The sequence below is a fragment of the Thioalkalivibrio sp. ALMg13-2 genome (genome assembly GCF_000381185.1).
GTDB lineage: Bacteria > Pseudomonadota > Gammaproteobacteria > Ectothiorhodospirales > Ectothiorhodospiraceae > Thioalkalivibrio > Thioalkalivibrio versutus.
Genome location: NZ_KB906107.1, coordinates 1 through 17,456 on the forward strand (window position 1 = coordinate 1; position 17,456 = coordinate 17,456).

General features: G+C 65.6%; 15 protein-coding genes and 3 tRNA genes. 6 read left to right on the forward strand and 12 right to left on the reverse strand.

All coding sequences use genetic code 11. The annotated features are described in order from the left end of the window. The 4 genes from F618_RS0106935 to F618_RS0106950 form a co-directional block, all read right to left on the reverse strand. Window positions 1-679: GTP-binding protein (locus F618_RS0106935; RefSeq protein ID WP_019568150.1), on the reverse strand; the 679-nt coding region annotated here is incomplete at its 3' end. A gap of 66 nt (window positions 680-745) precedes the next feature. Further along, window positions 746-821, reverse strand: a tRNA-Thr gene (locus tag F618_RS0106940). A gap of 44 nt (window positions 822-865) precedes the next feature. Beyond that, window positions 866-939 (reverse strand) — tRNA-Gly (locus tag F618_RS0106945). 57 nt (window positions 940-996) lie between these two features. After that, a tRNA-Tyr gene (locus F618_RS0106950) sits at window positions 997-1,081 on the reverse strand. Window positions 1,082-1,299: 218 nt separating this feature from the next. On the opposite strand from F618_RS0106950, the gene pilB reads away from it, so the two are divergent. The 5 genes from pilB to zapD are packed head-to-tail and all read left to right on the forward strand — an operon-like array spanning window position 1,300 to window position 6,624. Then, window positions 1,300-3,018 (forward strand): type IV-A pilus assembly ATPase PilB, encoded by a 1,719-nt coding sequence (gene pilB, locus F618_RS0106955; RefSeq protein ID WP_019568151.1) that lies wholly within the window; start codon window positions 1,300-1,302, stop codon window positions 3,016-3,018. A 43-nt stretch (window positions 3,019-3,061) separates the two neighbouring features. Beyond that, the gene (locus F618_RS0106960) at window positions 3,062-4,273 is read left to right on the forward strand and encodes a type II secretion system F family protein (RefSeq protein WP_018144450.1); all 1,212 of its coding nucleotides are present in this window, start codon (window positions 3,062-3,064) and stop codon (window positions 4,271-4,273) included. Between the two features lie 3 nt (window positions 4,274-4,276). Next, entirely contained in the window at window positions 4,277-5,140 is an 864-nt protein-coding gene (locus F618_RS0106965; protein ID WP_019563202.1) for an A24 family peptidase, read from the forward strand. 9 nt (window positions 5,141-5,149) lie between these two features. Then, complete coding sequence (gene coaE, locus F618_RS0106970) at window positions 5,150-5,794, forward strand: dephospho-CoA kinase (RefSeq protein ID WP_019568152.1); 645 nt, start codon at window positions 5,150-5,152, stop codon at window positions 5,792-5,794. A gap of 59 nt (window positions 5,795-5,853) precedes the next feature. Then, window positions 5,854-6,624, forward strand: coding sequence for a cell division protein ZapD (gene zapD / locus F618_RS0106975; protein ID WP_018939032.1), 771 nt, complete (start codon window positions 5,854-5,856; stop codon window positions 6,622-6,624). 32 nt (window positions 6,625-6,656) lie between these two features. Here zapD and F618_RS0106980 read toward each other — a convergent pair whose 3' ends face one another. From F618_RS0106980 to F618_RS0106995, 4 genes are all read right to left on the reverse strand, one after another. Then, entirely contained in the window at window positions 6,657-7,631 is a 975-nt protein-coding gene (locus F618_RS0106980) for a Nudix family hydrolase (RefSeq protein WP_019568153.1), read from the reverse strand. Continuing rightward, window positions 7,612-8,823 carry a bifunctional glutamate N-acetyltransferase/amino-acid acetyltransferase ArgJ gene (argJ, locus tag F618_RS0106985; RefSeq protein WP_019568154.1) on the reverse strand — a complete coding sequence of 404 codons (1,212 nt, stop codon included), beginning with the start codon at window positions 8,821-8,823 and terminating at the stop codon, window positions 7,612-7,614. Before argJ ends, F618_RS0106980 begins: the two co-directional genes overlap by 20 nt. Window positions 8,824-8,838: 15 nt before the next feature. After that, on the reverse strand, window positions 8,839-11,637 hold the full coding sequence (secA, locus tag F618_RS0106990; RefSeq protein ID WP_019568155.1) for a preprotein translocase subunit SecA: 2,799 nt from the start codon (window positions 11,635-11,637) through the stop codon (window positions 8,839-8,841). A gap of 119 nt (window positions 11,638-11,756) precedes the next feature. Further along, complete coding sequence (locus F618_RS0106995) at window positions 11,757-12,647, reverse strand: M23 family metallopeptidase (protein WP_018168221.1); 891 nt, start codon at window positions 12,645-12,647, stop codon at window positions 11,757-11,759. A gap of 45 nt (window positions 12,648-12,692) precedes the next feature. On the opposite strand from F618_RS0106995, the gene F618_RS0107000 reads away from it, so the two are divergent. Further along, window positions 12,693-13,130 (forward strand): DciA family protein, encoded by a 438-nt coding sequence (locus F618_RS0107000; protein WP_018939028.1) that lies wholly within the window; start codon window positions 12,693-12,695, stop codon window positions 13,128-13,130. Window positions 13,131-13,167: 37 nt separating this feature from the next. Here F618_RS0107000 and lpxC read toward each other — a convergent pair whose 3' ends face one another. The 4 genes from lpxC to F618_RS0107020 form a co-directional block, all read right to left on the reverse strand. After that, a complete protein-coding gene (gene lpxC, locus F618_RS0107005) occupies window positions 13,168-14,088 on the reverse strand; it encodes a UDP-3-O-acyl-N-acetylglucosamine deacetylase (protein ID WP_231362625.1) in 921 nt (306 codons plus the stop codon). A gap of 124 nt (window positions 14,089-14,212) precedes the next feature. Then, window positions 14,213-15,370, reverse strand: a complete 1,158-nt coding sequence (gene ftsZ / locus F618_RS0107010) for a cell division protein FtsZ (protein ID WP_018144460.1) — start codon at window positions 15,368-15,370, stop codon at window positions 14,213-14,215. A gap of 100 nt (window positions 15,371-15,470) precedes the next feature. Continuing rightward, window positions 15,471-16,706, reverse strand: coding sequence for a cell division protein FtsA (gene ftsA, locus F618_RS0107015; protein WP_018168223.1), 1,236 nt, complete (start codon window positions 16,704-16,706; stop codon window positions 15,471-15,473). A gap of 23 nt (window positions 16,707-16,729) precedes the next feature. After that, window positions 16,730-17,452 (reverse strand): cell division protein FtsQ/DivIB, encoded by a 723-nt coding sequence (locus F618_RS0107020; protein ID WP_018168224.1) that lies wholly within the window; start codon window positions 17,450-17,452, stop codon window positions 16,730-16,732. Window positions 17,453-17,456: the final 4 nt, after the last annotated feature.

A 17,456-nucleotide genomic window follows, 5' to 3' on the forward strand; every position in this document is an offset into this window, starting at 1 on the left:
CGCGACCGGAGATCGAGAACACGTCTTCCACCGGCATCAGGTACGCGCCGTCCACGGCACGCTCCGGCTCCGGAATCCAGGTGTCCATCGCCTCGACCAGCTTGTAGATCGCCGGGGCGCCTACTTCGCTCTCGTCACCTTCCAGCGCCTTCAGCGCGGAACCGGTGATGACCGGGGTGTCGTCACCCGGGAAATCGTACGAGGACAGCAGGTCGCGTACTTCCATCTCGACCAGCTCCAGCAGCTCCGGATCATCGACCATGTCGGCCTTGTTCAGGAACACCACGATGTACGGAACACCGACCTGACGCGCCAGCAGGATGTGCTCGCGGGTCTGCGGCATCGGGCCATCGGCCGCCGAAACCACCAGGATCGCGCCATCCATCTGCGCCGCACCCGTGATCATGTTCTTCACGTAGTCCGCGTGACCGGGGCAATCGACGTGCGCATAGTGACGAAGGTCGGATTCGTACTCGACGTGCGCGGTCGCAATCGTAATACCGCGCGCCTTCTCTTCCGGCGCGTTGTCGATCTGGTCAAATGCACGGGCTTCACTACCGTACTTCTTGCCCAGCACCGCCGTCATCGCCGCCGTCAGCGTCGTTTTCCCATGGTCCACATGACCAATCGTACCCACATTCACATGCGGCTTCTTACGCTCGAACTTTTCCTTGGACATCTCTCGCTTCCCCGGATCGTGACGCTAAAACTCAACAGCGACGCAGGTTGTACGCTGACATTAATATGGAGCTCATGACCGGATTCGAACCGGTGACCTCTTCCTTACCAAGGAAGTGCTCTACCGACTGAGCTACATGAGCCGAACTACCGCCAGGGCCTCGCCCGACATCGTGCGGGCCAAATCTGGAGCGGGTGATGGGGATCGAACCCACATCATCAGCTTGGAAGGCTGAGGTTCTACCATTGAACTACACCCGCAGAACCCTGGCTTGCCGCACCACCGTCCGCTTCTGGCCGCTGGCTTGAAAAACCCGATGGTGGAGGGAGGAGGATTCGAACCTCCGAAGGCTGAGCCAGCAGATTTACAGTCTGCCCCCGTTGACCGCTTGGGTATCCCTCCTCGATCAAGCCGCGTATTCTGAACCAGCGCGAAGCACAGCGTCAAGCACCCGCTGAATTACCCCTCAAGGGGGCGAACCACAGCCTTGTCATTTGCAGGGTTGATTCCTATGATCGGAGCTCAGCAAGGGGCTCTCGGCTGCCTGGCAGCGCGTTTCCCTTCCGCCGCGGACGCACGTAGAGTGTGGCCCATCACTAGGTTTGTATACGCAGAGGCCCATGGCGAATACCACTACGGCACCGCGGCTACCCGGGCTGGCGAAGCGCCTGGTCGAGGCCGGCCTGATCGCGGAGGACATCGCCTCCCAGCTGGTCGAGGAAGCCCAGTCCCAGCAGACGCCGCTGATGACCCTGCTTGCCAGCAAGGGCCAGGTGGCGGAAGTCCGCCTGGTCGAGGCCGCCGCCGAGGAGTTCGGGCTCCCGGTATTCGACCTGGGGAGCTTCGATGCGGAACTGCTGCCCAAGGATCACCTCAACGAGAAGCTGATCCAGAAGCACCATGCCCTGCCACTGATGGCACGCGGCAATCGCCTCTACATCGGCGTCTCCGACCCGACCAACCTCGGCGCCACCGACGAGTTCAAGTTCGCCACCGGCATGCCCGTCGAGGCCGTCCTAGTCGAGCCACACAAGCTCGACCGCCTGATCGACACGGCACTGAGTGCCGCCTCGTCGCTGATGGACGACCTTGGCGACGACGGCCTCGACGGGCTGGCCATCGAATCCGGCGGGGAGGATGACAAGGATTCCTCCGACACCGCCGAGGGCGCGGATGACGCCCCGGTGGTGCGTTTCGTCAACAAGGTCCTGATGGACGCCATCAATCGCAAGGCGTCGGATATCCACCTCGAGCCCTTCGAGAAGGACTTCCGCGTGCGCTTCCGCATTGACGGGGTGCTGCACGAGGTCGCTCACCCACCCAATGCCCTTGCGCCGCGCATCACTGCGCGCGTCAAGGTGATGTCGCGCATGGACATCGCCGAACGCCGCGTGCCGCAGGACGGGCGCATCAAGCTTAAACTGTCACGTACACGCGCGATCGATTTTCGTGTCTCGTCCCTGCCGACGCTTTACGGCGAGAAGATCGTGATGCGTATCCTCGATCCCAGCAGCGCGGCGATGGGCATCGACCAGCTGGGGTACGAGGAACATCAGAAGGAAGCCTACCTCAAGGCGCTCAGCCGCCCGTACGGCATGATCCTGGTCACCGGCCCCACCGGGTCGGGGAAGACCGTGTCGCTGTACACCGGGCTCGGCATCCTGAACACCGCCGACCGCAACATCTCCACTGCGGAAGACCCGTCGGAAATCAACATGCCCGGGGTCAACCAGGTCAACATCAACCCGAAGGTGGGTCTGACCTTTGCCAGCGCGCTGCGCGCGTTCCTGCGCCAGGACCCGGACGTGATCATGGTCGGGGAAATCCGCGACCTGGAAACCGCCGAGATCTCCATCAAGGCGGCCCAGACCGGTCACCTTGTGCTTTCCACGCTGCATACCAACGACGCCCCGCAGACGCTCACCCGTCTAGCCAACATGGGCGTCCCACCGTATAACATCGCCTCCTCGATCCTGCTGATCATTGCCCAGCGGCTGGCGCGGCGGTTGTGCCCGAACTGCAAGGAACCGGAAAAGCTCCCGGAAGAGGCGCTGCGCAAGGAAGGCTTTACCGACGCCGACATCCAGACCGGTGTGGTCTCCTATCGCGCGGTGGGCTGCGACCAATGCACCAACGGCTACAAGGGCCGGCTGGGGATCTACCAGGTCATGCCCATCAGCGACGACATGCAGCGCGGCATCCTGGAGGGCTACAACTCCATGCAGCTCGCAGAACAAGCAGAAAAGGAAGGCATCGAGGACCTGCGACGCGCCGGCCTCGTGAAAGTAATGGCGGGGCTGACCAGCCTCGAGGAAGTCAATCGCGTGACCAAGGACTAGTGCCGCAACCGGCACGGGTCACCAGCTACAGGGGGACAGGGGGATGGCCGACTCCGGGACGATCTACACCTGGGAAGGACTGAACAAGAACGGCGCCCGGATCAAGGGCGAGACTCCGGCCGACAACGAGGCCACGGCCCGTGCCGAGCTGCGCAAGAACGGCATCAACGTCATCAAGATCCGCAAGAAGCCAAAGTCGCTTCTCTCCGGTGGAAAAAAGAAGGTCGTCCCCGCGGACATCGCCTACTTCCTGCGCCAGATGACCACGATGCTGGAGTCCGGCGTGCCCCTGGTGCAGGCCTTCGAGATCGTCGGCCGCGGGAACGAGAAGCCCGCGATGCGCGATCTGGTCCTGAAACTGAAGGCAGACGTCGAGGGCGGCGAGACGTTTGCCCAGGCCCTGTCCAAGCACCCGAGACATTTCGACGACCTGGTCACTAATCTGGTCGAGGCCGGCGAGCAGGCGGGAACACTCGAGACCCTGCTGGACAAGGTCGCCACCTACAAGGAAAAGACCGAGGCCCTGAAGGGCAAGATCAAGAAGGCCCTGTTCTATCCGGCCGCAGTGGTTGTGGTCGCCATCGTGGTGACCGCGATCCTGCTGATCTACGTGGTCCCGCAGTTCGAGGCCCTGTTTACCGGGTTCGGTGCCGACCTCCCGGTATTCACCCGCATGGTGGTGGACCTCTCGGAGTTCACCCAGAGCTGGTGGTGGGCCATCCTCGGGGTCATGGTCGCCATCGGGTTCGTCTTCGTTCAGGCCCGGCGGCGGCTGCCACGCTTCGCCCGTTTCCTCGACATTATGGTCCTCAAGGCCCCGGCTTTCGGCCCGATCCTGCGCAAGGCCGCCATCGCCCGCTTTGCGCGAACGCTGTCGACCATGTTCTCCGCCGGGGTCCCGCTGGTGGATGCCCTGACCTCGGTCTCCGGCGCCACCGGCAACGCCGTCTACCGAGAAGCCACCCTGCGCATGCGCGACGAGACGGAGGCCGGCGGCCAATTGCAGTGGTCCATGCGCAATACCGCCGTGTTCCCCAACATGGTGGTGCAGATGGTCGCGATTGGCGAGGAATCCGGCTCACTGGATTCAATGCTGTCGAAAGTCGCGGATTTCTACGAGGAAGAGGTCGACAACGCCGTGGACAGCCTGTCCAGCCTGCTGGAACCGCTGATCATGGTGGTCCTCGGCGTGCTGGTCGGCGGCCTGGTCATCGCCATGTACCTGCCCATCTTCCAGATGGGTCAGGTGATCTAGGGGATGCTGGCAGAGATCGGAGCCCAACTGGGCGGCTGGGCACTGCCGATTGCCGGGGTGTTCGGGCTGCTGATCGGCAGCTTCCTGAACGTGGTGATCGCGCGCCTCCCGGTGATGCTGGAACGCGAGTGGGAGACCGAGGCGCGCGCGATCCTCGAGCACGCGCCGAACGACGAGCGCGAGCGCTTTGACCTGATCCGCCCGCGCTCGCGCTGCCCGCAATGCCAGCGCCCGATCCGGGCGCTGGAAAACGTGCCCATTCTCAGCTTCCTGTTCCTGCGCGGTCGCTGCCCCGGGTGTGGCACCCGCATCAGTTGGCAGTATCCCGCAGTGGAGGCACTCACCGCGCTGCTCTTCGTGGTAACGGTCTGGCACCTGGGGCCCGGTAGCGCCGGGCTACTGGCGCTGGTCTTCACGGCCGTACTGATCGCCGCCTCCGGGATCGATGCCCGGACGACGCTACTCCCCGATCAGCTCACCCTGCCGCTTTTGTGGCTCGGGCTGCTGGTCAACATCCCCGGTACCTTCACCGACCTGCAGTCCGCCGTGATCGGTGCTGCGGCCGGTTACCTGACCTTGTGGCTGATCTTCCACGGCTTCCGCCTGCTCACCGGCAAGGAGGGCATGGGCTTCGGTGACTTCAAACTGCTGGCGGCGCTGGGCGCGTGGCTCGGCTGGCAGGCGCTGCCGGTCATCCTGCTTCTGGCCTCACTGGTCGGCGCGGTGGTCGGGATCGCGCTGATCCTGCTGCGCGGGCGCGACCGCAACATCCCGATCCCGTTCGGACCCTATCTCGCCGCTGCCGGGTGGCTCGCCTTGATCTGGGGCGACGAACTGCTGGCCCTCTATTTCCCGCAAGGGTTTTAGGCGAACGTCATGCTGCGGGTCGGACTCACCGGGGGGATCGGCTGCGGCAAGAGTCGCGTTGCAGGGCTCTTCGCCAGCCTCGGGGCACCGGTACTGGATGCCGACACCCTGAACCGCGAACTCCAGACGCCGGGACACGATCTCTACGCGGCCATCGTGGACCGCTTTGGCCCCGGCATACTCGATGCCCGCGGCCACCTGGACCGCGGCGCCTTGCGCAGCCGGATCTTTGCCGACCCGGCCGAACGCCAGGCCCTGGAGGCACTGGTTCACCCGGCGGTGGAGGCCGCTATCGAACAACGCCTCGCCGCGCTACCAGAGACCACACCCTATGCCGTGATCGTGGTACCCCTGCTGTTCGAGGCCGGGTGGGAGGCGCGTTTCGATCACGTCGTCGTGGTCCATTGCGAGCCCGGCGAACAGATCGCACGCGTAGCCCAGCGGGATGGCCGCAGCAGCGCCGAGGTAGAGGCCATCCTCGAGGTCCAGATGAACCCCGCCGAGCGCCGCCGACGCGGGGACAGCGAGATCCTCAATACCGAACAGACGTCGGATGCCGAACTGGCGAACCAGGTAGCAGAACGCGACACTGCCCTGCGCGAGCTGGCCACCACCATCCGCTCGCGGGTGGAAAACCGCCCCCCGAATAGCTGATACTGCGGAAGTTCCTGGACCAGCATGCGCCTCCAGTCCTCCTGCCCAACGGGTCCGTCGTGAGCCAATCCCTGACCTTTGAACAACCGCTGCATGAACGTGTACGCCTCCTGCTGCGGCTGGAGGCCCTGAACGCACGCTTCGGGGATGCACTGGAGTCCGGGCGGGCCTTCGATCATCACGAGGCCCTGGTCTCGCTGGTGGACATCTATGCCTTGGTCACCCGGGTAGACATCAAGCGCGAGCTGATGGGCGAGATCGAGCGCCAGACGGTCAACCTGACCCGACTGGCCAACCAGCCGGGCATCGATGCCGATCGCTTTCGCGAGACCATGGATGCACAGAAGCGGTTGCACGACGCCCTGGAGGAACAGGCCGGCGCGCTCGATCACCGCGTGCGCGGCAGCGAGTTTTTCTCCAGCGTGCGCCAGCGCATGGCCCTGCCCGGCGGGGCCTTCGACTTCGACCTGCCGATCTACCACTACTGGCTGGCCCAGCCGAATCAGGCGCGTACCGAGCTTCTTCTGGAATGGTTCCAACCGCTGAACACCGTGGCCGAGGCAACCGCCCAGGTGCTGCGCTACATGCGCCACTCGGGCAACGCGGAGCCGGTGACGGCCGAGGACGGGTACTTCGAGCGCAATCTCGATACCGCCCACGCGTGGCAACTGATCCGGGTAACGGTAGACCCCGCGCTGGGGGTCTACCCGGAAATCAGCGGCGGGCGCCAGCGCTTTACTGTGCGCTTCTTCGCCCCCGGCGATTTCCGCGAACGCCCCGTACCGGCCCATGTCGACGTTCCGTTCCGGCTCTGCTGCTGCGCGATCTGAGGCAGGGCCCTGGGCGCCTGGAAGGCCCGGATTCAGTCCAGCAAGCCCCGAATGGCCGCAATACCCTGCGCACCGGCCGCCCGCGCCCGGGGCAGGCTGACGACAGACATCCCGCCGAGCGCATAGACCGGCAGCGCCGCACCCCGCACCCAGTCCGCGAAACGCCCCCAGCCCAGCGCCTCGGCACCGGGGTGCGTTGCGGTCGCCTGCACCGGCCCCAGCACCACGAAATCCAGCCCCAGGGCCGCCGCCCGCTCGAGACCGGCACGGTCGTGAACCGAGGCGGCCACCCAGCCACCGGACGCCGGACGCGCATCCAGCTCGCGCCAACGCCGCTCGGGCAGATGCAACCCCACCCGCGGAAAATCCGCCAGCCAATCCGGTGGCGCATTCGCCAGGACCGGGATGCCCAGGGCATCGGCGGGCCCTGTGATCGCCGCGAGAAAGTCGCAATAATCGACCCGGCCCAAGTCCTGCGCACGCACCTGAACCATGTCAGCCTGGCCCGCACGCAGGGCCTGGGTTACTTGGCCGGCGATGGCAGCGGCCTGCGCGGCGTCGTCCGGTGACGGTGTGATCAGATAACGCTCGGGCAGGCGCAAGACGTTGAGCATCGGGCGATTCGCCGCCGGGAAATCCGCGGGGTCCAGGTCCAGCGGGGCACGCCACTCCATAGGCTGGGCCTCGCGGCCACGGGGCGCACCCGACCAGGCCGTCACGCGGAACACATGCAGACGAACCGCGCACTCCCCATAGTCGTGTTCGACCGTCAGACACTGAACCGCCGAATCGACGGCGACGCCAAGCTCCTCGTCGAGTTCACGCTGCAGAGCCACCGTGGGGGATTCGCCGCTCTCGACCTTGCCCCCGGGAAACTCCCACAGCCCGGCCAGGTGTTGCGCGTCCCTGCGACGCGTAACCAGCACGCGACCCTGGTTGTCGCGGATCAGTCCGATCGCGACCTCGACCGGAGGGGAAGACGCCGGCTCAGGACCGGTATTCGGCATTGATGCGCACGTACTCGTGGGAGAAGTCGCAGGTGTACTTGCGCGTCCGCGCGTCACCCCGGCCCAGGTCGATCCTGATGTGGATCTCCTCGGCGTCGAAGGCACGCTGGCCGTCGGCCTCGGCGTATTCCGGGGCACGCCCGCCGTCGCGGACAATCTCGACGTCATTCACACGGATCGCCACGCGCTCGATCTCCAGATCCGGCACCCCGGCGCGCCCCACGGCCGCGAGGATGCGGCCCCAATTGGGATCGGAGGCGAACAGCGCAGTCTTGACCAGCGGGGACAGCGCGACGGTCTCGGCGACCTGCGCCGCCTCCTCACGCGACCGCGCACCCACCACCTCGACGGTCACGAACTTGGTGGCGCCCTCGCCATCCCGGACGATCGCCTGGGCCAGCTCCAGGCAGACCGCGTCCAGAGCCGCGGCAAAGGCGACCCGGTCCTCCGCTGTGACGAGCCCCGCCCCACTCGCGCCACTGGCCATCACCACCACGGCGTCGTTTGTGGAAGTATCCCCGTCCACGGTGATCGCGTTGAAGCTGTCGCGATTGGCCTCGCGCAGCAGACCGTCCAGCGCCTGCGCCTCGATGGCAAGGTCGGTCCCGATAAACGCCAGCATGGTCGCCATATCGGGGTGGATCATCCCCGAACCCTTGGCGATACCGGTCAGGGTCACCTCGCCCTGCGACAGTGCGACCCGACGGCTGACACCCTTGAGCACGGTGTCAGTGGTCATGATCGCGCGTCCCGCCTGCATCCAGGCATTGGGCGCCAGGCCCGCGTGCAGCACGGGCAGCGCCGCGATGATGCGTTCCACCGGCAGCGGCTCGCCAATCACCCCGGTGGAAAAGGGCAGGACTGCCTCCGCCGGGTCGCCCGTAACCGCGGCCAGGGCCTCGCAGCAGGTGCGCGCGGCGGCGAGCCCGGGCGCGCCGGTCCCGGCATTGGCATTACCGGCATTGATCAGCAGCCAGCGTGCCCCGCCCGCCGCCTGGTGCTCCGCGGCAACCACGACCGGCGCGGCGCGAAAGGCATTGTTGGTATAAAGCGCCGCAACGGTCGCGTCGGGGCCGGCATCGATCAACACCAGATCGTCGCGCCCGGGATAGCGAATCCCTGCCGCGACCGCGGCCACGCGAATCCCCGGTACCGGTTGCAGCGCCTCCGGGGCGTTCAATCCTACGGCCATGGGCTCAGTGTCTCCCTACAGCTTGCCGTGGCAATGCTTGAACTTCTTGCCCGAACCACACCAGCAGGGCTCGTTGCGGCCCAGCTTGGGCTCGTCGCGTCGGTAGGGGGCCTCGCCGCTCGCAACCGGTTCGCGCGGCTCGGCGTCACCTTCGGCTCCAGCCTTCAGGGGGCTGTCGGGGTTCTGGTGCTGGAACTGCAGATCATCCTCGGCGGGGGCCGCCTTCTTCGGCTGCAATGCCTCGACCTCCTCCGGTGAGCGCAATTGCATGCGCAGCAGGAACTTCACCACGTCGTGCTTGATGCGTTCCAGCAGGGACTGGAACATCGCGAAGGCTTCCTTCTTGTACTCCTGCTTCGGGTTGCGCTGGGCGTAGCCACGCAACCCAATACCCTGGCGCAGGTAGTCCATCGCCGCCAGGTGTTCCTTCCACTGGCTGTCCAGGACCTGCAGCATCACGTCGCGCTGCAGGCGGTTCATGGTCTCGTCACCCAGCTGCTCGCGCTTCCGGGTCAGCAGCGCGCGGGCATGCCCGATGATCCGCTCGCGCAACGGCTCCTCGTGCAGGTCGTCCTCGTCGTCCAGCCACTGCTGGACCGGAAGGTCGAGCCCGAACTCGCCGTTCAGGGCCTGCTGCAGGCCCTGGATGTCCCATTCGTCCTCGATCGATCCCGGCGGCATGTACGGGTTGATCAGGGCATTGACCACATCCTCCACCAAGGTGTCGATGGTTTCGCTGATGTCCTCGGTGGTCAGCAATTCGGCACGCTGGTCGTAGATCACCCGGCGCTGGTCATTGGCGACGTCGTCGTATTCCAGCAGCTGCTTGCGGATATCGAAGTTGTGCGCCTCGACCTTGCGCTGCGCGTTCTCGATGGCGCGCGAGACCCAGGCGTTCTCGATCGCCTCGCCCTCCTTCATGCCCAGGCGCTGCATCAGGCTGCGCACACGCTCGGATGCAAACACCCGCATCAGGTTGTCTTCCAGCGACAGGAAGAAGCGGCTGGAGCCTGCGTCACCCTGGCGGCCGGAGCGCCCGCGCAACTGGTTGTCGATCCGTCGCGACTCATGGCGTTCGGAGCCAATGATGTGCAGACCACCGGCCTCGATCACCGCGTCATGACGGGCCTGCCAGTCGGCCCGGATTGCCTCCTGCTGGGCGCTGTCGTCCGGGTCGACTTCGGCCAGTTCGGCATCCAGCGCCCCCCCCAGCACGATATCGGTACCACGGCCGGCCATGTTGGTTGCCAGCGTCACCGCCTTCGGGCGACCCGCCTGGGCGATGATCGCGGCCTCGCGCTCGTGCTGCTTGGCGTTCAGCACCTCGAACGAGATCCCGGTCTTCTTCAGCGCTTCAGCCAGCCGCTCGGAACTCTCCACCGAGGCCGTCCCCACCAGGACCGGTTGACCGCGATCCACGCACCACTGGATCTCCTTGATGATGGCGGTGTACTTCTCCTCCTGGGTCAGGAAGACCAGGTCCTGCATGTCGTCGCGCACCAGCGGCTTGTTGCCGGGGATCACGACCACTTCCAGACCATAGATGGTCTGGAACTCGTAGGCCTCGGTATCGGCCGTACCGGTCATGCCTGCGAGCTTCTCGTACAGGCGGAAATAGTTCTGGAAGGTGATCGACGCCAGCGTCTGGTTCTCGCGCTGGATCGGAACCCCTTCCTTGGCCTCGATCGCCTGGTGCAGTCCCTCCGACCAGCGCCGGCCACCCATGATGCGGCCGGTAAACTCGTCGATGATCTGGACCTTGTTGTCGCGCACCAGGTAGTCGACATCGCGGTGGAACAGCGCGTGGGCACGCAGGGCCGCATTCAGGTGATGCAGTACCGCGATGCTCGCAGAGTCGTACAGGGTCTGGTACTCCTCCAGCAAGCCGGCCTGGCGCAGGAGTTCCTCGGCCTTCTCGTGACCCTCCTCGCTGAGGAAGACCTGCTTGGCCTTCTCGTCGACGAAGTAGTCACCCTCGCTCTCTTCGTCTTCCTGACGGGTCAGCTGGGCCGGGATGGTGTTCAGCCGCTCGTAGAGCTCGGAGCTGTCGCCGCTGGGGCCGGAGATGATCAGCGGGGTCCGCGCCTCGTCGATGAGGATGGAGTCGACCTCGTCGACCACCGCAAAGTTGAGTGCGCGCTGCACGCGCTGATCGGCCGAGAAGGCCATGTTGTCGCGCAGATAGTCGAAGCCGAACTCGTTGTTCGTGCCATAGGTAATATCGGCGGCATAGGCCTCGCGCCGGGTCGCCGGACGCATCTGATCGAACCCGCCTTCTTCTGCGTGGTACTCCGGGTCAAAGAGATAGGAGGCGGAATCCACCCCCAGACCGCCGGAGCTATTCACCACGCCGACCGTCAGACCCAGTGCGTCGTACAGCCGCCCCATCCAGGCCGCATCGCGGCGGGCCAGGTAGTCGTTCACCGTCACCACATGCACGCCGTCGCCGGTCAATGCATTGAGATAGGCGGGCAGGGTCGCGACCAGGGTCTTGCCCTCACCCGTGCGCATCTCGGCGATGCGACCGTCGTTGAGAACCATACCGCCGATCAACTGGACGTCGAAGTGGCGCAGCCCCAGGACCTGGGCACTCATCGCGCGACAGACCGCGAAGGCCTCCGGCAGGAGCTTCTCCAGATTCTCGCCCTCGCCCAGGCGGCGCTGGAATTCCTGTGTCTTGTGACGCAGCTCGTCCTGCGACAACGCCTCGGTGGAGTCGGCCAGGGCATTGATGCGCTCGACCGCGCGGGTGTAGCGCTTGAGGATGCGATCGTTGCGACTACCGAAAATCTTCTGTACGAGCTGCTTGACCATGGGGATCCGAAAGGGTTGGCTGAAACCCGGCTAGGATAAACGATCCGTCAGGGAAACGCTGTGGCCAAGAGACGCGCAGCCGGTCATGCCCCTGCGGGGCCGAGAAGGACCGCGGAGGGTCAGTCCCGATCCTGGAGAAAATGATAGGGATTCAGGGCCTGGCCGGCGTCGACCACCTCGTAGTGCAGGTGGGTATCGGTCGCGCGACCGGTGCGCCCCATCTTCGCGATCACCTCGCCAGCCTCCACGCGCTGCCCGGGCTCGACTAGGATTTCCGCGTTGTGTGCGTAGCGCGTATTCAAGCCGCCGCCGTGCGCGATCTCGACGAGCTTGCCGTAGCTGCTCCGGCGGCCCGCGAATACGACCAGACCACCGCCCGCGGCGCGGATGTCCGAGCCTGGCCGCCCGGCAAAATCCATCCCCGAGTGGAAGCGGCGGTTCCCGGTGAACGGGTCTTCGCGATAACCAAACGCCGAGCTAATCCAGGCGTCATCCTCCACCGGGCGAAACTGCGGGGACAGCGCCTCGCGAGCCGCCTCCTGGCGTAGCTCGGAACCTACCGTCTCTACGGCGGCGCTGCGACGACCCAGAAGGTGTTCCAGCGCCAGCAAGCGGTCATGGATCTCCAGCGGAGAACCCGGTCCGTCCAGCAGCGGGCCGCCCTGGCCGCCAACTTCCGGCTCCAGTGCGGCCACGTCCAGCCCTAGGGAGTCGCCAACCGAGCGGAGGCGCAGATCCACCCGCGTCAGCTGGCGTTCCAGCGCGACCACACGGTCAACCAGGTAGTTCAAACCTTCACGTGCTGCCTCGCGTTCGGCCGTCTCCACCACGATCGGATCCAGCGTGTTTGCGACCGGGATCCTGACCACCTCGCGCTGGCTTTGCCCCGCCAGGTAGGCGGTCACAACCGCCGCCACCACCAGCAGCGCGAGCAGGGTGCCCGCCAGCGCCACGCCCCACAACGGAAGACGTGCACAAAGACCATCCGGACGTAGTACGATCAGCTGCATGCGATTCCTCTCACTCCTTCCGCCGCGGACTGCCGGAGTCCCTCGATGACGCCGCAGCGGATTACCCGCTTCATCGCCCGCGACTTTTCCGCGCACTCCAGCCGCGACCGCGGCGTGGAACGCGCCCTCGAGGGACTGGTCGGCAACGCCCTTCAGGCTGGCCGACTGGCGTTCACCCTGCGCGAGGACACCCTGGTCGCAATCTGCGCGAACCGCGGGCTGGCCACCGAACTGCGCTTCCAGCAGCGCGAACTGCTCAAGACCTTGCGTGCCGCGGGCTTCGAGGGTATCGAACAGATACGTATCCGGCTGACCAACACCCCACGCCCCCCCCAGCCCACCACGCGACTGGAGCGCCGCGAGATCCCGGATGCGGCCCGCCGCATCCTGGCCGATACCGCCAGCAGCATCCAGGACCCCGGGCTGGCCGGCGCCCTCGAACGCCTCGCCCGGGCGGCCAGGCCGTCACCGAAGCCCGACTGACCTACCCTCACCCTGGAACATGTGTTCCAGGGTGAGGTCAGCCCGCTGGAGTCGGTGCCAGCTGACCGAAGGAGATCGGCAGGCGTTCGCTCGGGTCCTCGAAGGTCACCTTCTCCCAGGCGGTCTCGTCGGCCAGGAGCTGACGGATCAGCTGGTTGTTCAGCGCATGCCCGGACTTGTGGCCAGTGAACGCACCGATCAGGCTGTGACCGAGCAGGTACAGGTCCCCGACGACGTCGAGGATCTTGTGCTTGACCAGTTCGTTGTCGTAACGCAGCCCGTTTTCGTTGAGGATCTTGTAGTCATCGAGGACCACGGCGTTGTCCAGGCTGCCGCCCAGCGCCAGCTGATTCGCCCGCAGGGCCTCGATGTCGCGCATGAACCCGAAGGTCCGGGCACGCGAGACCTCCTTCACAAAGGAGGTGGACGAGAAGTCCAGCTCTGCGCGCTGGCTTCCGTCGGTAAACATCGGGTGTTCGAAATCGATACAGAAACCGACCTTGAACCCCTCGTAAGGATCAAAGCGCACCCACTTGTCGTCCTCGCGGACTTCCACGCTGCGCTTGACCCGAATGAATTCCTTGGGCGCGTCCTGCTCCTTCAGCCCGGCGGACTGCAGCAGAAACACGAAGGGACCGGCACTGCCGTCCATGATGGGCACCTCGGCGGCGCTCACATCGACATGCAGGTTGTCGATTCCCAATCCGGCAATGGCCGAGAGCAAATGCTCCACGGTCGAAACCCGGACGTCTCCATTGACCAGCGTGGTGGACAGCCGCGTGTCGCCGACATTGTCGGCACAGGCGCGAATCTCCACGGACGGATCAAGATCGCAGCGATGGAACACAATCCCGGTATTCACCGGAGCCGGACGCAGGGTCAGCACCACCTTTTCTCCGGTATGCAGTCCCACTCCGGTCGCCCGAATGCTGTTCTTGAGCGTTCTTTGCCTGATCAACGAATTGAGCCTCTCTCTTCCAGGAGAGCGCATAAGGGGAGCCCGGGCCCTCCCGGGCTCCTCATGCACACAACGATTACCGCATTATTGCAGGATTCCGCTCGCCCTGCATGTACAGCCGTTCTCAGTCGGCTTGTTTACGCAGGAAGGCCGGAATATCCAGCACATCAATGCCTTGCTGCTGATTGTAGTCGACCGCAAGGTTGTCACCGCCGCGCCGCTTGACGGTCGGCTGGTCGAGGTCGACTTCGACATCGGAGCCGACGGCCCTCTTCGGCTGGGCATCGACCACTCGCACCTGCGGCCGTTCGGACTGCGTCGCTGGCGCGCCAAGCCCCGTGGCCACCAGGGTCACCCGCAGCTCGTCGGTCATCTCGGGGTCGATGACCGTCCCGACCACGACATTGGCATCTTCCGAGGCCAGGGCCTTCACCGCCTCGCCGACTTCCTCGAACTCGCCGATCCCGACATCCATGCCACCGGTCACGTTCACCAGGATGCCGCGGGCACCGGAGATATCGATGTCCTCCAGCAAGGGGCTGGCGATCGCCGCTTCGGCGGCCTCGCGCGCACGATCCTCGCCGGTGCCGGTGCCGGTGCCCATCATCGCCATGCCCATCTCGCGCATCACGTTGCGCACGTCGGCAAAGTCGACGTTGATCAGACCCGGACGGGTGATCAGCTCGGCGATGCCCTGCACCGCGCCGAACAGCACGTCGTTGGCAGCCTTGAAGGCATCCAGCAACGTGGTGTTCTTGCCCAGCACCGTCAGCAGCTTCTCGTTGGGGATGGTAATCAGGGAATCGACCTGTTCGGTCAGCGCCTTGATCCCGGACATCGCGACCTGCATGCGGCGCTTGCCCTCGAACGGGAACGGCTTGGTGACCACTGCGACCGTCAGGATGTTCATCTCCTTGGCGATCTGCGCCACCACCGGGGCGGCACCGGTACCCGTACCACCGCCCATGCCGGCGGTGATGAAGACCATGTCGGCGCCCTGCAACAGATCCTGGATGCGTTCACGGTCCTCCAGTGCAGCCTCGCGACCGACCGACGGATCCGCCCCGGCCCCCAGGCCCTTGGTGATGTCGCCGCCCAGTTGCAGCAGCGTCTTGGAATCCAGGCTCTTCAGAGCCTGGGCATCGGTGTTGGCACAGATGAAATCGACGCCTTCCAGCTGCGAGTTGACCATGTGCTGCACGGCGTTGCCGCCGCCGCCCCCAACGCCGACGACCTTGATCGTCGCGTTCTGGCTATAGGTGTCCATCAGTTCGAACGTCATGATTGCGTCCTCTCGTTGCGTGTGTAGTACATAAACTTCTGTTTACCTGCGTCATGGCCGGAGAGCGGTCCGGCCTCCTAAAATTCCGGGGCCCCGATCATCAGAACTGTCCGGAAAACCAGCGCTTCATGCGCGCCCATACGCCCTGGAACCCGCTGCTCACGGGCCGGGCCTCCTGCTCCGCGCGCGACTCGCGGGCGTAGAGCAACAGCCCCACCCCCGTCGCGTGGATCGGATTCTTCACAACATCCAGGAGCCCGGTGACGCGTTGCGGCACCCCCAGGCGTACGGGCATGTGAAAGACCTCTTCGGCGAGGTCCACCACACCTTCCATTCGGGACGAGCCACCGGTGAGCACCACTCCGGCGGCAATCATTTCTTCGGTGCCGCTGCGGCGCAGTTCCGCTTGCACCAGCTGCAACAATTCCTCGTAGCGAGGCTCGACCACGGAGGCGAGCGTCTGGCGCGACAACCTGCGTGCGGCACGATCGCCGACACCGGGCACCTCGATGCTCTCGCTCGGATCGGCCAGCGAGCGCAGCGCGCAGGCGTACTTGATCTTGAGTTCTTCGGCGTACTGGGTCGGGGTGCGTAGCGCGACCGCGATGTCGTTGGTGACCTGATCGCCGGCGATCGGGATGACTGCGGTGTGCATGATCGCGCCGTGGGCAAACACCGCGATGTCCGTGGTGCCACCGCCGACGTCCACCAGACACACGCCCAGGTCCTTCTCGTCCTCGCTCAGGACCGAGTAACTGGAGGCGAGCTGCTCGAGGATGATGTCGTCCACCCGCAGTCCGCAGCGCTCCACGCACTTGACGATGTTCTGCGCGGCGGAGACCGCCCCGGTCACCAGGTGCACCTTGGCCTCCAGCCGCACCCCGGACATCCCGATCGGCTCGCGGATGCCCTCCTGCTCGTCGATGATGTATTCCTGCGGCAGCACGTGGAGGATGCGCTGGTCGGCCGGGATGGCGATGGCGCGCGCGGCGTCGATCACCCGGTCCACGTCGCCAGCGACCACCTCGCCGTCCTTGATCGCGACCACCCCGGTGGAGTTGTAGCTCTTGATGTGCGAGCCGGCGATCCCGGTATACACCGAGTGGATCTCGCAACCGGCCATCAGCTCGGCCTCCTCCACCGCGCGCTGGATCGACTGGACGGTGGACTCGATGTTCACGACCACGCCCTTCTTCAACCCGCGCGAGGGCGAGGAACCGATGCCGATGATCTCGATCTCGCCTTCCTCGGTCAGCTCCCCGACCACCGCCTCGATCTTCGAGGTGCCGACGTCCAGGCCGACGATCAGACCGGGTTCCGACTTCTTTGCCATCATCTTTCTGCGTCCTGTCGTTCGTGTCATCGGGCGTTCCCCGCACCGTCTTCCGCCGCATCCGCCCAGGCCACGGCCAGCCCGTGGGGGTAACGCAGGTCGATCCGTTCCACCGGGGCCTCGCGATAGTCGCGAATCGCCGGGGCCGCGCGGACCAGTTGCCCCAGTCGTGCCAGATCGGCATCGCGCCCCATCAGCACGCGTACGCCGTCCGCCAGGTGGATGGTCCAGTCGTGGCGTTCGCCCTCTTCGAGACCGGCGACCTCCAGCCCGGCATCGGCCAGGCGTGCGGAGACCTCCAGGTAGCGATGCATCAGCACCACCTGCCGCCCGTCGGTCCCGGCGAGTGCCGGCAGGCCCTCCCAGTCATCCAGCGCCACCGGGCCAAACAGGCGCCCGTGGCGATCGACCAGATGGTCCTCGCCCCACTGCGCCACCGGCACCGGCTCGTGAATCTCCACCACCAGGGTGTCCGGCCACTGACGCCGCAGGCGCACCGCGTCCACCCACGGCTGGCCCTCAAGCGCAACGCGCAGGCGCTCGAGCTCGACACCGATGAAGCCCGGCGCATGGGTCCGGACCATCTCGTGCACCGCGGCGACATCCGCATGCTGCGGATTGCCGGTCACCTCGACATGCTCGATCGGCAACCAGGCATCCGGGTCGAACTGCAACCAGGCCAGCGCGCCCAGCACCAGCACCGCGGCCAGCCCCATGCCCGACATCAGGCGCAGCCCCGGGCCGGCCATCCGG

Bases quoted from the DNA above. Each gene is read 5' to 3' on its own strand.
- F618_RS0106965 (WP_019563202.1), top strand. From the start codon at position 4,277: ATGCTGGCAGAGATCGGAGCCCAACTGGGCGGCTGGGCACTGCCGATT.
- F618_RS0106960 (WP_018144450.1), top strand. From the start codon at position 3,062: ATGGCCGACTCCGGGACGATCTACACCTGGGAAGGACTGAACAAGAAC.
- ftsZ (WP_018144460.1), bottom strand. From the start codon at position 15,370: ATGACGTTCGAACTGATGGACACCTATAGCCAGAACGCGACGATCAAG.
- pilB (WP_019568151.1), top strand. From the start codon at position 1,300: ATGGCGAATACCACTACGGCACCGCGGCTACCCGGGCTGGCGAAGCGC.
- argJ (WP_019568154.1), bottom strand. From the start codon at position 8,823: ATGGCCGTAGGATTGAACGCCCCGGAGGCGCTGCAACCGGTACCGGGG.
- ftsA (WP_018168223.1), bottom strand. From the start codon at position 16,706: ATGATGGCAAAGAAGTCGGAACCCGGTCTGATCGTCGGCCTGGACGTC.
- secA (WP_019568155.1), bottom strand. From the start codon at position 11,637: ATGGTCAAGCAGCTCGTACAGAAGATTTTCGGTAGTCGCAACGATCGC.
- F618_RS0106980 (WP_019568153.1), bottom strand. From the start codon at position 7,631: ATGCCGAATACCGGTCCTGAGCCGGCGTCTTCCCCTCCGGTCGAGGTC.
- F618_RS0107000 (WP_018939028.1), top strand. From the start codon at position 12,693: ATGACGCCGCAGCGGATTACCCGCTTCATCGCCCGCGACTTTTCCGCG.
- coaE (WP_019568152.1), top strand. From the start codon at position 5,150: ATGCTGCGGGTCGGACTCACCGGGGGGATCGGCTGCGGCAAGAGTCGC.
- F618_RS0107020 (WP_018168224.1), bottom strand. From the start codon at position 17,452: ATGGCCGGCCCGGGGCTGCGCCTGATGTCGGGCATGGGGCTGGCCGCG.
- F618_RS0106995 (WP_018168221.1), bottom strand. From the start codon at position 12,647: ATGCAGCTGATCGTACTACGTCCGGATGGTCTTTGTGCACGTCTTCCG.